General features: G+C 38.3%; 13 protein-coding genes. 6 read left to right on the forward strand and 7 right to left on the reverse strand.

Translation table 11 applies throughout. From position 1 onward, the window contains the following. Nucleotides 1-247 precede the first annotated feature (247 nt). The 3 genes from GT003_RS24525 to GT003_RS24535 form a co-directional block, all read right to left on the reverse strand. A complete protein-coding gene (locus GT003_RS24525) occupies nt 248-883 on the reverse strand; it encodes a hypothetical protein (RefSeq protein ID WP_161702905.1) in 636 nt (211 codons plus the stop codon). Between the two features lie 9 nt (nt 884-892). Then, nucleotides 893-3,451: a hypothetical protein gene (locus tag GT003_RS24530; RefSeq protein WP_161702907.1), complete on the reverse strand. Its 2,559-nt coding sequence runs from the start codon at nt 3,449-3,451 to the stop codon at nt 893-895. A 77-nt stretch (nt 3,452-3,528) separates the two neighbouring features. Further along, the gene (locus tag GT003_RS24535; protein WP_161702909.1) at nt 3,529-3,720 is read right to left on the reverse strand and encodes a helix-turn-helix domain-containing protein; all 192 of its coding nucleotides are present in this window, start codon (nt 3,718-3,720) and stop codon (nt 3,529-3,531) included. 311 nt (nt 3,721-4,031) lie between these two features. Here GT003_RS24535 and GT003_RS24540 point away from each other — a divergent pair, with 311 nt between their 5' ends. The 5 genes from GT003_RS24540 (at nt 4,032) to GT003_RS24560 (ending at nt 8,491) form a co-directional block, all read left to right on the forward strand. Continuing rightward, on the forward strand, nt 4,032-4,571 hold the full coding sequence (locus GT003_RS24540) for an NUMOD4 domain-containing protein (protein ID WP_161702911.1): 540 nt from the start codon (nt 4,032-4,034) through the stop codon (nt 4,569-4,571). Between the two features lie 720 nt (nt 4,572-5,291). Further along, a complete protein-coding gene (locus GT003_RS24545) occupies nt 5,292-6,590 on the forward strand; it encodes a DEAD/DEAH box helicase family protein (RefSeq protein ID WP_161702913.1) in 1,299 nt (432 codons plus the stop codon). Between the two features lie 534 nt (nt 6,591-7,124). Further along, complete coding sequence (locus tag GT003_RS24550; protein WP_161702915.1) at nt 7,125-7,436, forward strand: hypothetical protein; 312 nt, start codon at nt 7,125-7,127, stop codon at nt 7,434-7,436. A gap of 186 nt (nt 7,437-7,622) precedes the next feature. Then, complete coding sequence (locus GT003_RS24555) at nt 7,623-7,967, forward strand: hypothetical protein (protein ID WP_161702917.1); 345 nt, start codon at nt 7,623-7,625, stop codon at nt 7,965-7,967. Between the two features lie 71 nt (nt 7,968-8,038). Continuing rightward, a complete protein-coding gene (locus tag GT003_RS24560) occupies nt 8,039-8,491 on the forward strand; it encodes a hypothetical protein (protein WP_161702920.1) in 453 nt (150 codons plus the stop codon). A gap of 101 nt (nt 8,492-8,592) precedes the next feature. Here GT003_RS24560 and GT003_RS24565 read toward each other — a convergent pair whose 3' ends face one another. From GT003_RS24565 to GT003_RS24575, 3 genes are all read right to left on the reverse strand, one after another. Then, nucleotides 8,593-9,201 carry a hypothetical protein gene (locus GT003_RS24565; protein WP_161702922.1) on the reverse strand — a complete coding sequence of 203 codons (609 nt, stop codon included), beginning with the start codon at nt 9,199-9,201 and terminating at the stop codon, nt 8,593-8,595. Nucleotides 9,202-9,409: 208 nt separating this feature from the next. After that, nucleotides 9,410-9,766 carry a hypothetical protein gene (locus tag GT003_RS24570; RefSeq protein ID WP_161702924.1) on the reverse strand — a complete coding sequence of 119 codons (357 nt, stop codon included), beginning with the start codon at nt 9,764-9,766 and terminating at the stop codon, nt 9,410-9,412. Further along, the gene (locus tag GT003_RS24575) at nt 9,766-9,960 is read right to left on the reverse strand and encodes a hypothetical protein (RefSeq protein WP_161702926.1); all 195 of its coding nucleotides are present in this window, start codon (nt 9,958-9,960) and stop codon (nt 9,766-9,768) included. The genes GT003_RS24570 and GT003_RS24575 overlap by 1 nt, the downstream gene beginning before the upstream one ends. 565 nt (nt 9,961-10,525) lie before the next feature. On the opposite strand from GT003_RS24575, the gene GT003_RS24580 reads away from it, so the two are divergent. Then, a complete protein-coding gene (locus GT003_RS24580; protein WP_161702929.1) occupies nt 10,526-11,254 on the forward strand; it encodes an NERD domain-containing protein in 729 nt (242 codons plus the stop codon). Nucleotides 11,255-11,823: 569 nt separating this feature from the next. Here GT003_RS24580 and GT003_RS24585 read toward each other — a convergent pair. Continuing rightward, nucleotides 11,824-12,762, reverse strand: coding sequence for a tyrosine-type recombinase/integrase (locus tag GT003_RS24585; RefSeq protein ID WP_161702931.1), 939 nt, complete (start codon nt 12,760-12,762; stop codon nt 11,824-11,826). Nucleotides 12,763-12,903: the final 141 nt, after the last annotated feature.

The following is a 12,903-nucleotide window of genomic DNA, read 5'->3' on the forward strand; positions in this document are numbered from 1 at the left end:
CGCTCATTTTGATTAGAATTCATGATGTAGTCTCCTTGGTTTGTTTTTGGATCCGGTCGCTGGCGAGCATCTGGGACCCATAAACATCATACCAAGGAGTCTTTTCATTTCTCAAACCTCGTATTTCTTCATAATAGGAATGCTGCCCGTTAGCTTAATGAAGCATCGTCAGTCTAATACTTTATTTTCTCATTCTACATCTTTAATTGCCAAGTATAACACTGAAGACTTCTGACAATTCATCTATTTAGTTTAAATCAATTCTTGCACCAGAAAGTTTAATATCTCCTGTAGCATTTAAATTGATGTCACCATCTATGTCAGCAAATAGACCTTCATTGGTAATCTCAAGAACACTGCCATTCGAATGTTCTAGTTTTATGTTCTCCCCTGACTCATCTATAACAATCTTAGAGCCTAAGGAATGTAACAATTGAATTCCCCCCTTAACTGCATTAATGTGCACTGCATCACCTATAAGGTGTATGTCACCTTTAACTGATGCAATCTCAATACCGTTATCATGCAGAATAAGTTCTCTAGTATCGCCGGTGTTACTTGCGTTATATCTGAAATTAAATGCATTTGGACCTTTATAAATGTAGCCTCTCGCGCTGTCTCCAAAGCCACTACCAGTGTTCTTAATGACTCCATCTCCAGCACCCCATACACTATACGGATATGATGCTTGACCAGAACCTTCGAATGCAATTTTCAGTTTCTCTGTTTCAGTGATCTCATATGTGTAAGCCAAATATGCAGTTACATCAGTCGTGAGATACTTCTTTTCAGAATCCTTCCAATATAACGCATTCCCTCTGGAATCCTTGGCAGGAACCTTAGATGTGATTTTACCTGTAACCCATCGGGCTTCATTATTCATCACATCAATTTAATCGACAAAAGAACCTACGGCTCCATCCTTAGCCAAAGTCTTCAGATGGTTTACAGTCAGGTCTGCGATATATCCATTGTCCGCTGTGATCGTGTTCGTAATGATATGCTCTGAAGTAATCAGGCCAGCACCGATGATATCGAACTTGTTCAAATAGAGCTTTCTTTCATCTCCATCGATAAGCATATCGCCGTCAGCAGAAAAGATTCTCAACCGTTTCGCTTGAAGTTCTTCGGCATAGAACTTGCCATCGATGCCAGCGTAGAATTTGTCTACCCAAATTGGTGATTGAGCAGTACCATCGTTTTGCTGAAGCGCGAAACCTTTCGTAGCATTCATGATTGCTCTATTCATCATGTTTCCTCTGGTTACTACAATGCCATTCTCAGCATCGATAACTGTGTTGTTATAATTCCGACCTAATTGGATCGAACTCTTCTCAAGGAAGTCAGCAACCCTGTTTCTTCCAGTTTCATATGCCTTATAGAAATCTTCCCACTTAGCATGGAAGTCTGTTCGTGTAGAATGTAGATCGTTAACAATATCAGTCTTCGCATTCATATCAATAAAGACAGGAGCCATGTATGCACTCAACGCGGAATACTTATTATCTAAGTCTGTTCCTGCCGCAAGTAGATTGGCTTTTGCAGTATCAAGTCCAGTGTACGTGGAGTCTCTATCATTATAGATAGTGCTTGCATAGTTCATAATTGCCGCCTTCAGCTCAGTGTACTGTTTCGTTATATTCTTAAATTCACTGGACAAAGTGATCTTCTCAGGCGACATGATTACATTATCCAAGATGATGCTATCCAGCTTTGTGAAGTCGAAGTTCAGGGAGTCGACATCAAGCAATACGCCACCATTCTTCGTTTCGATTCTCAGCCTCTTGGCTACCAAATCTTCAGCGATCAGCGTACCATCTTCATATGTTGTGCTACCAATGGAACCATACACCTTATTGTTCCAGCGATTGTTCTCCCACTTCTGCAAGGCCAGTCCATTTGTCGCATTCAAAACAGACCTATACTTTCCATCGCTTCTTAGCGCTATAAACCCATATTCTCCAATAACAACGTTATTGTAGAATTGTCCCATGTTCAGGCCAGAGTAGAATTGAGCATCTTCGATCTTGTTCCGCAAATCCTTCTCTGCATCATAGTAATTCTTAAACTTCAAGATGAACTCCGCACGACTTGTGATGACGCTTGTCGCGGAGGTCATTGGATCATCAATGTTAATGTTCAATGGAATGGTTGTAACCATTTTCACAAACTGTGACATGTATACGATTAGAGCGCTATAAGCATCCGACAATGCTAGAGTTGAATACAGGTCAACTGCACTTGGAGTCTTTACTAGGAATTGCGCGTTTATATCAAGAACATCGTCTCGCTGTGAACGCTTATACTCCTCTGCCTGTTCGAGCATACGCTTGTACTGTGCCTCGATCTTATACAGCTCAGTGATGATCTGCATCTTTTCGAGTGACGTAAGCTTGTTATCCATGGCAATCGTTTCGAAGTCACCCAGATTCATGTAATTGCTTTCTGCGTCAAGGATGGTGTTACCGACATTGTTCACGATCTTGATATTCTCTGCGATCATGCGACGAGTGTACAAGGTGCCATCCGCTTGATCAGCCCACAGGAGCTTCTGCCAGCCATCAGGATACGTGCTGGTGTCTGTAGTGGCCTTCTCAATTGTAAAGCCCACCTTGTCGTCCATACGCACTCTAGTGATGTCATTGAATGACCATAGGCCGAATACGTCTGGGTTCTCATCGACTAGACCCATTTTCATGACATGCTTTCCATTACGATCAAAGATTTCTGACTTACTCCCTTGCCATTTTACAATTCCATGTTCATCTTCGATGGCTAGGTTAACTCCTGACACTACTTTTCCATAAAGGCGTTCACCGACAATAAGATGTTCTTGAGCGTAATTCATTATGATAGCAGGACTTATTAACTTTATTGAATCCTTTTCTTTAATTTGATGTTGGAGGAAGGGGACGATACCATGTTTGTTAATTCTATAGACTCTCAATGTGCCACCAATACCTTCATATGAAATGGTATTAAAGATAGATTTGAAAATTTTGGGTATCGATTTCCCCTTGTTCAATTGCCCATAAGTTGCTTCATAGGACTCTCTGGTGCGTATTCCAGCTGAGATAATATTCAGACCACCAACAGGAATATCAGTGAAAATTACTGGTTCAAATTTGTTATACGGAGACAATTGTGTGACTATCGTTTTGTTTCCTTTGTATTCACAGATTACAATATCGATAGTTTCATCAAGATGCAAAGCAAGCAGGATTTGCCGAAGAATGCTAACATTCCTGACTTCTTGCTTTAAAAATAGCTCAATGAGGTTGTAACAGAAGGTTAATTCTCCAGAGCAGAATAACACCATATTATTAATATGGAATAACTTTTTAGCCTTTGTATCTACACGATACAATTGATCTCCAATTAATGTAGAAGTCGCAGTATCCGAGCCAATGAATATGTCTTGATTGGTTTGGATGATCGTTGCATTACTCATTTATAATCTCTCCTCTTGCTATAAAATGGAATGAAATAGCCTACGAGAACTGATATCGTAGGCTTATTTGCAATGAACTATTCCTTATGGGTCATAATCATTTCTCGATAAATTATTTCTTTCTCTTTGCTTAAATTTACGATCTCATTCTCATACATCGATAGCATAGGAACTGAAATACCAATTCGATTTGCTACCTGGCGCAACTTCAAATTATTCATCTTACGCAATGTTTGATAACTTCTCCTTAAGCTCATCCGTAACTCCATAAGATTCCCCTCCCAAAATACCTTCTTAACTATTTAAGTGATACTGAGAAAGAAAATTCATCAGTTTTGGCAAAATAAATAGTGTTTCGTGTGTTTCTTTGTACAATTCATATAACTATATAGGTCAGTAAACTTCCTAGAGCTCATTGTAGTTTGACGATGTGTTGACGAAAATAGCGTAACTATAGATGCCTTTGTCACTTTAAGGTATGAGACGTTTTTTTGAACAAGACAAAATAACCCCTTTGCCAATTGCGGCAAGGGGTTATTTGCGTCTCACAACAATTCAAACTACTAAGGAGTGGGTCGACATGACAAAGTACACAGTAAAAGAGAATCAGCAGGACGAGGTTTGGAAGGATGTAGTTGGATATGAAGGGATTTATCAAGTAAGTAATTTCGGTAGAGTAAAAAGCTTAGGGAATGGAGTAACTCGGAAAGAGAAGATTTTAAGACAGCATATAAATAGGAGGGGTTACATGAAACTTGATCTGTCGATGAAGGGGCAAGAACCAAAGAAGTTTTCCGTTCATCGTCTAGTAGCTCAAGCATTCATACCGAATCCACTGAACAAACCGCAAGTAAATCATGTAAATTGCTTTAAATCAGATAACCGAGTTACGAACTTAGAATGGAATACGCAGAAAGAGAATCTCTTACATGCAAAGGCAAATGGGCTTGGTAAGCAATTAAAGCCAGTAACAGCAATCAATCTTGAAACAAATGAACGATTAGAGTTTATTTCACAGGCAGAAGCATCTAGGCGTCTGGGTTTGAATATTAGCTACATTCTTAGCGGTAGGGCCAAAAAGAATATTAAAGGTTGGAAAATTGAGTGTAAGGTTAGTTGATGACAAGCATTGAAATAAGTGATATGTACAATAAAAGGAGCGAGGATGGATATGAGTAACATTAATCAAAGGGATTATGTCTACTGTTAAGCAGTTATTTGCAACACTTTCTACGAAACGAGGAATGTTCCCTATATCTGCGGAGCACAGCATGAGAAAACTGGTAACAAATTCTGGTTATAACTAAGAACAGAACACGTAAATGATGCACTTTGTGCGTACGCTACATCAAATCCAGGAGACTCTACAACGAACTAACGTTGTGTGGTCTATTTTTGTTGGGAAGTTAACTCAAATCGTTAGGAGTGTTGATAGAAGATGCAAAAAGAAGTAATCAAGAAACTTAAAGAACTATATATCGTTCAAACAGGCAAATATTTAAGACAGTCTAAGCGGGGATACATCACATGTATTGCAGTGCGATCAAATTATAAAGCGAAGACCTCGTTAGTTAATCGAATGGCATCGTATAGGGATGTTAGCAGAGAGATCGTTTTAGCCTCTCCTTCGCCATACTTATTTTGAGAACATTGTGAATGCCGTGTGTTTTCCCCATCTTTCAATATAGCTATACATATGACGTTATTACAATTTGCCAAACTGGAATAACTATATCATTCCAAATCTCTATACAAAATAAAGGACTCTCTGAAAATCTCAGAGAGTTTTTGTTTTATATATAATCCGGAATCAAACTACGCATAAAGGAGAAATGAAGAAATGACTATCGTTAATGTTGTGGACGCGCCTTGTGGATATGGTAAGACTTCTTGGGCTATTCAATACATGAGTTTGGCTGATACAGGCTATCACCGCTTTATTTTCGTTACGCCTTTTGTTAAAGAAGTAGGTAGAGTCAAGGAAATCGTCACTAACCGTACCTTCTTTGAACCTGTTACTGATAAGACAGGCATGACGAAGCTTGAAGATTTACACCGACTCTTAGGAGAAGGAAAAGATATAGCAACCACTCACGCTCTGTTCAAATTGGCTAATGCAGAGACAAGAGAACTCATTAGAATAAATAACTACACACTGATACTTGACGAAGTGATGGATGTTATTGAGCAAGTGCCACTCAAGAAAAATAGCCTAGATTTACTCTTGTCAGGGAATACAATTGAAATCGTTCCTGACGATAACGGTCTTAAATACATTAGGTGGATGGATGACAAAAAAGGTTGGGACACCGATTATAACTACCTTAAGTCAATGGCACTCAGTGGAAACCTAATGTTCTGCGATAGCTCCGCTTTAATCTGGAATATGCCTTGTGAAATGTTCAAGTTGTTCGAGGAAGTATATATTCTCACCTATCTTTTCAAAGGACAACTGCAAAGATATTACTATGACCTTCATGGTATCAAGTACCGCTACTTAAGTGTATTTAAGGATGAGTCAGGATACTCCTTAGAACCATATACAGACAGGCGTATCAATGACAAATCTCATCTTCAAGAACTTGTCTCAGTATATGAAGGACACTTAAATTCAGTCGGAGATAAGACAACCGCCTTATCTACCAGTTGGTTTGAGAAGGCAACAAATAAAGAACTGGTAACATCGCTTAAGCGAAATACTTATAATTATCTAACCAATTATTGTAAGGCGAAGATATCGACATCGTTGTGGACAGTGGTTAAAGGTAACAATGATCGTATTAAGAAGATGGTCATGCCCCGAGGATTTAAAGATGCCTTCATCCCAATGACGATGAGAGCGACAAATGATTACATCGATAAACATCACCTAGTCTATTTGATGAATCGATTTATGAACCCAATTGAGAAGAAGTTTTTTGAACAATATGGAGTTTCTGTTCAGCAAGATACTTGGGCAATTTCAGAATTGATTCAATGGGTCTGGAGGAGTCGCATTCGTACAGGACAATCTATTCAAATATATATTCCGAGTCGTCGAATGAGAGATTTATTTCATAGGTATCTGACTACAAACTACTTTGAAACGCCTCCGGAGAATGCGATTATTGATGAACCTCCAACTGATTGGAATATTTAGATTCAGGAAGTAGACTTCCTGACAACGTAGGAAAAAGCTAATAAATATAAGGGGTTTTTTTCAGATTCCTTAAAGAAAAGAAGTATCTAAACGATTATTCCATGACGAGTCAATAAGCGAAGCGTTTGACTCGTTGACAAGGACAAAAGTGAAGCGTTGTCCGCGTCAGGAACTTGAACCGAACCGCAAGGTTCGGTATGTCAGTATAGAATGGAGTGGCTTTAATTTTATTCACTTACGAGTCGATAGCGAAGTTTTGTTCACAGCAGGTACTTTTCACTTGTATAAATATAGACGGTACTTTCTTTGGCATAATTTGACAATTTTTAAAGTGAAGAGGTATAATTGCAAGTGTAATTTCAATAAGACTAGACTACTGAATGGAGTTATACAATGAGAAATTCCAATTGTAAAAAGCCAGAGATACACTTTTATATATCAATGAAAACAAGCGGAGTGGCTACTTAGCCCTCCGTTTTTCTATTTAGCATAAATTTTGACCTGTACTTTCTTTGGTGTAAAGGAGGTGAATTCTTGGAGGTTAAGGGGATTTGGGGAAGGAAAATTTCAGAAAGACGCAAGCAGTTAGAGGATCAACTGTTGACTATGGTTCAGGCACTGATTCCAGAGGAGGAATTTGATTTTTGGTTCGACACCTTCTTTGTTTTATCAGTGATGAGTGTTCACGATAGCCCTCACCATCTAGTTTGCTTAACGAAAACAGAATTACATGTAGAATGGATATGGATAAAATATAGCGATCTCCTCTATGAAATTCTAAAAGTGTCTACAGGATACGAATATACTTTGGAATTACTTGTTTATGATGAAGAGATTTCATATTAAAGAGTGACTCAAAAAAGAAGATGCGGCGGGGACTTCATAAAATGATACTTTCGATCAAACCAATAAAAATCCTTAAAATTTAATGCCTGACTTCATCCTAGAATCTCTATTTGTAATAAAGGTTAGACGTAGTACGAAGGAAAAGACGAAAGTAAGATTCCTTCTATTTACTTTGGAGGTGGAGTCATGTTTGAACATAATGAGATTCTCAGAAAATTTGACTCAGTCGAACAATTGTTCAGTAATCTAATTGAGATAACCGCAAAATCAACTTTGAAGTTGAGTGATATCGAAGAACGAATCATATCAATTGAAGAGCGAATCTTATCAATTGAAAACTGGTTGTGGAGGTATGAGAAAAAGTTCGCAGACCAAGAGAAGGTAATGAAGATGTTATCTAAAAACTCTCTGATTGATGGACTTGTAAGGTATAAGTATTTTTCATCCAAAATCGTTCCATTTCATCTTCAAAGTCGGGAGTATCAGGAGTCATCCATGAGATCAGCTAGAGATGATGATGAGGATGAGTAGCAAATTGTTTCTGATAACTTTATTTTAAGACTATATAATATCAATATTAAATTGGGTTAAGGAGCGGTTCTATGTCTGAATTTGATGATGAAGATAAGAAGCGGATTATATCCGATTTCGAATCGATTTTGCCGAAGCTTTGGGAGCGGGCAAGATCAGAGGCAAAAATGGATACGGAGTCTGAATTTTTGTCTGAATCCCTAGAGGGAAAAAGCATTGAGGAATTATGGGAGATGGCGTATGGGATAGAATCGCTGGAAGAGCAGAAATTGAAGCGCGAAGCAAGAAAATTGAAGGCTGACTACGGAGAAGCAGAACTCAATATCCTTGTATGCCCCCTCTGCAATCATGATCAGGTCATAAACTCAGATGTAGATTGGGAAATTACATCAGGCAATAAGAAAATTAAAAGCATTAAGGTTCGAGGTGCAGTCTGTTTGAATTGTTCTGAAACTTTTGTTGCTTCTGATGGAGTAAAGGCTGTATTAAAGGCAATTCAAGAAAGTAAGAGAATTAAGGAATAAATTTTTTCTAGAAATCTGTTAGGTGAATGAATAGGAGTAATAGTAAGAAGACTGCCATACATGATGGCAGTCTTCTAGTTTACAAAGAGTGGATGAATGGTTTACCAACGTTCCATTACTTTTCCATACTCTTTTACATCATCAGTCATTTTATCTATTTTTGACGCCGCTAACACTGAGTCAATGAAATTTTCACCTGCATCGAATTTCTTAGTATCGACTGTTATTTGAGATACGCGGAAAGCACCTACCATAACTCCAATTGTAATTGTATCTGCTCCCTGAATGTCGCTTTGTTGTAAAAAATCATAAGTTTGAATGATGACATGCTCTGTAGCCAATCCTTGTTTTAGCTCATCGCTCATATGCACAACAAGATTAATATGCTTATTTATATCTCGTGCATCGTTCACATCAACACTCTCTGCATAGGCAAACACAGAAGTATCAATCTTGGAATCAGCTGTTTCTTTGTTAGTTTGTGTATTCTCTTTATTCGCTTCGGAAGAATTACTATCCGATGACTCAGGTTTGTCATTTGATTCATTTATTGTTTGTGCAGGAGTGTCCTTCGACGCTTCTTCTGTATTCGTATTAACTAAAGCTGCTTCTGTATTCATCTTTTCTGATTCATTGTTAGAGCTACAAGCTTGAATAGACAGTGCTAGCATACATAAACTTAGTAAGGTTAAAATCTTTGCTTTTTTCATGATGTAATAATTTCTCCTTTTTAAATATTACGAAGTTGAAATATGAACTAATCTTCCCAGAGTTCATCCATTAAGTCAGCGATTTCTTTCTCTCAAGCTTTAGTTTGTTGTTCAAGAACACTTATTTTGTCATCCCTTTATGCTAACAAAATCTTCGATTTATAGGTAGAGGAATTAGTGGCTTTGATTAGCCATATTCTGTTTCGGTTTACGCCCAGGGGTTACCCTTTGGAATTCCAGCGGCTTCACGTGCCGCCTTCGCTTCATCACGTTTCTTCTGTGCCCATTTTTTGTTATAATCCGCGCGATCCCCAAACGCCGTCTTCGTGAATTCTGCCAAGTCTCCACGATTTAGGGTCGTTGCGAATACAGCAAACCTGTCTAGCTGATCCGCCCGCACGAAGCGTGTTTCCCTGGCGGTGAAGTCCCTTCGCATTTCAGGCAGTTCGTCCAGCCGGTTATTCTTCTCCGCAAATGCGTACCAGTTGTTTAGTGTTGTCATGCTACGCCCCTGGCTGAGCGCCACGGTCCGCAGGATCACCCATTCAATTCCGTCAACGATCATTAAAGAACACCTTCCATCAGTTCTAAATGACGTTCTTCCTGTCCAAGGAACGCCCGTTGCACTAGCAGATCATTCATAACAATCATGGTCATTCTAATATAGTTCGCTTCCGCCATCTCACGAATGCCCTTATACATGGTTTCTTCTGAGTAAACGCCGGCCACCAGCTCAGAAGTCTTGGCAAGCTGTTGCATGCTACGCCCATTGTGAAGTTCACAAACCCGCGATTCCACAGCGTCAGCTGTTCTTGTTGCTGTTCGTATGACAGCGGTGCAGGAACCGGCCTTGGTACCTTAGATGCGAATTTGATTACATTCCCCATGAACATGCCCCTCTTTGTGCTATTTATCACAGTAGGTCTTATTAATGAAATGTATAAGGATGGTAAACTAAAGAATCCGAATTTCGCATGGATAAATAGTAGCATTCTCATCTGACATTATGAATGGATGCCAATCTCCATTAACCATTATAGGCATTCTTGATTTCTTGTATTATCCCTCCGTAGTCTACAATCCTCCCTTCCATCCAAACAGTTACATGTGATCTTTGCAAAATATCTATACCTTGATTCAATTGGAATATGCTAGGATGTTATATAGGTCATTATAACTAGATATCTTACCTTTGTGAATAAATTTGTTTAGGTCATATGGTGACGTTTGGTTACCCACTAACTAGACGAGATCAGAAGCTAATATGTACAAAGAACTTCGCCGTTAGAGAAACAGGAAGAAATATCATAATGGGGGATAGAAAATGATCTATTTATTTGCTGTAATACTTTTAATTCTCTTTATAATCACTAAGTCTCCTAAACTCAAAGGAATCATTGGTGAGAAGTCAGTAGTTCACAAATTAAACAAGCTTGATAAGTCGAAGTACATAACTATTCATGACTTAACCATCCCATCGGCTTCAGGTAGGACTACGCAGATAGATCATGTAGTTGTATCAATCTATGGAGTTTTTGTCATTGAGACAAAAAACTATCGTGGTTGGATTGTCGGCGACGACCGCTCTGAGTACTGGACACAGGTCATCTTTAAACGAAAAGAAAAGTTGTTTAATCCCTTACGACAAAACTACGGTCATATTCAAGCGATTTCAGCCTTGTTTCCTAAAAATAACCTACCGATATATGGAATAGTCAGTTTTAGTGGAAGAGCGGATTTAAAGGTCAAAACCTCACAAGATGTTGTATATGCTTCGAAACTTGTTCGGACAATTGGGAAGTACAATGAGGTTCTTCTGAATATGGAACAAGTCGAACAAATTGTAGAAGTACTGAAGACAAGAAGGGTAGTTGGAAAAGGTATTAATAAGGAACATATAAGGGCAATTAAAGAAGTCGCCGCAACAAAACAAACAATGGTTAAAAATAATGTTTGTCCGAAGTGCGGAAATGAGTTAATTGAACGTTCGGGGAAGTACGGGAAATTTAGAGGATGTCGTGCTTATCCGAAGTGTCGATATGTCTTTAAATAATAAATAACAAATCGAATTTATGTAAAATGGGCTAATATCAATTAGCCCATTTACAACAGGTATAACAAATCATGTTGGAATGACGACACCTGCTAAATATTTATTTTTCACAGTTATTCTTACTCTAATGACAATTTGGTCTTGTAGAAAAGGTCAACGTAGCAGGTGCAAAATAATGAACAAATACCCTTCAAGAAACAATAGAATTTCATAAAATATAAAATCCCGAAACTTTTGCAAATACTCCAATAGTGCTAAAACAATCAAGTAAACCAAAAAAAGCAGATATCAACACATCTACAAAAAATAGAAGTCTGAATAACCTAGTTTAAGCCCTCTGGTGATTACCTGTTCAATAATTTAAATAGCAAACAAAAAGGCTGAGGCTGATGGTTACAATAACATCAGCCTTTTGCTACACTTCAGTCCCAGAAGCCCAAATTTCGCTAAAGCGCCTTATATTGAAGTTATTGCTAAAGATTACCCCGAGTAAATGAAGAAAGGCTTGTGCTCCCTTTTAGAGCGGCTATACTTTACTTAAGATAAAGTACGGAGTTAACCGAGATTTACTAAAGCTTCCTAATCCTTTTCGTTTCTGGCATCAATTTATTTATCGGACTCGCGGTCATATGCTCCCTCTTTAAATCATTGTTTGTCAGAGCCACATATCGTTTTGTCATTGTTAAGTCGGAATGACCCAAAGTTTTTTGTAATGTTAAAGCATTTGCCCCATTTCTTATGTATTCCAGAGCGAATGAATGCCTTAAATCATATGGACGAATCATAACCCCGATTGACTTACTGTACTTCTCAAGTCTGTCTCCCCATGTATGACGATTTAGCTTTCTCCCCTCATACGTACAGAAAATTGTAACATCCTCTGACCAGTCAACCGGTCGTACAGATAATAATTGTCTAATCGCTTTAACAGTTGGTACAGAAATTGGCAATGACCTTGAAACTCTTGTCTTTGCTTTCTCACTAGTTATATAAATTTCTTGTGCGTTTGGGTTAAAATCAACCGGTGATAATGTTAGAGCTTCTTTAGGCCGTATTCCTGTGTCTAAGGTGAGTAAAATCAAAGCATAATCACGTAAGCCAACAAATGTCCGCGTGTCAGGCTGTTCAAGTAATTGTTTTAGTACATCGTAACTGATACTCACTACTCTCCCTTCATCTTTGCGCTTCTTAATCGAGAGTATTGGATTGAACTCGATTAGTGATTGATCTAAACACCAGTTAAAGAATGTACGAAGGTACACCAAACGGTTATTGAACGTGCATGGCTTGATTCCATCTTGACCAAGGTAATGCAAACCATTGTGCTTTAATCTTTCCATGGAATCAAATGAATCAGGATAACGCTTGAAAAACAGCCTGACTTGTTGGTTGTAATCTTTTTGCGTCTGTTCACTGATTCCCTGTGCCTTTTTCCAGAACAAAAATTGTTCTAGTGCTTCTGTCCAGTTTATCGAAGATAAAGCATTAACTTTCAGGATTCTTGACATCAAAAAAACTCCTTTTCATCGCTTTTGTGGCAAGTGATGAAAAGGAGTTTTTTTATCTTCGCTTTAGAGTTCTGTGTACCGTCATAAACCGCATTAGGTACTCAGAACCTTTGGAGTAATTGGCATAATCAAACGCAGCCA

The organism is Paenibacillus sacheonensis (assembly GCF_009909195.1).
GTDB lineage: Bacteria > Bacillota > Bacilli > Paenibacillales > Paenibacillaceae > Paenibacillus_Z > Paenibacillus_Z sacheonensis.

Excerpts from the sequence above, each read along its gene's own strand:
- GT003_RS24530 (WP_161702907.1), bottom strand. The coding sequence starts at position 3,451 with ATGAGTAATGCAACGATCATCCAAACCAATCAAGACATATTCATTGGC.
- GT003_RS24575 (WP_161702926.1), bottom strand. The coding sequence starts at position 9,960 with ATGCAACAGCTTGCCAAGACTTCTGAGCTGGTGGCCGGCGTTTACTCA.
- GT003_RS24545 (WP_161702913.1), top strand. The coding sequence starts at position 5,292 with ATGACTATCGTTAATGTTGTGGACGCGCCTTGTGGATATGGTAAGACT.
- GT003_RS24580 (WP_161702929.1), top strand. The coding sequence starts at position 10,526 with ATGATCTATTTATTTGCTGTAATACTTTTAATTCTCTTTATAATCACT.
- GT003_RS24540 (WP_161702911.1), top strand. The coding sequence starts at position 4,032 with ATGACAAAGTACACAGTAAAAGAGAATCAGCAGGACGAGGTTTGGAAG.
- GT003_RS24585 (WP_161702931.1), bottom strand. The coding sequence starts at position 12,762 with ATGTCAAGAATCCTGAAAGTTAATGCTTTATCTTCGATAAACTGGACA.
- GT003_RS24570 (WP_161702924.1), bottom strand. The coding sequence starts at position 9,766 with ATGATCGTTGACGGAATTGAATGGGTGATCCTGCGGACCGTGGCGCTC.
- GT003_RS24560 (WP_161702920.1), top strand. The coding sequence starts at position 8,039 with ATGTCTGAATTTGATGATGAAGATAAGAAGCGGATTATATCCGATTTC.
- GT003_RS24565 (WP_161702922.1), bottom strand. The coding sequence starts at position 9,201 with ATGAAAAAAGCAAAGATTTTAACCTTACTAAGTTTATGTATGCTAGCA.
- GT003_RS24535 (WP_161702909.1), bottom strand. The coding sequence starts at position 3,720 with ATGGAGTTACGGATGAGCTTAAGGAGAAGTTATCAAACATTGCGTAAG.
- GT003_RS24525 (WP_161702905.1), bottom strand. The coding sequence starts at position 883 with ATGAATAATGAAGCCCGATGGGTTACAGGTAAAATCACATCTAAGGTT.
- GT003_RS24555 (WP_161702917.1), top strand. The coding sequence starts at position 7,623 with ATGTTTGAACATAATGAGATTCTCAGAAAATTTGACTCAGTCGAACAA.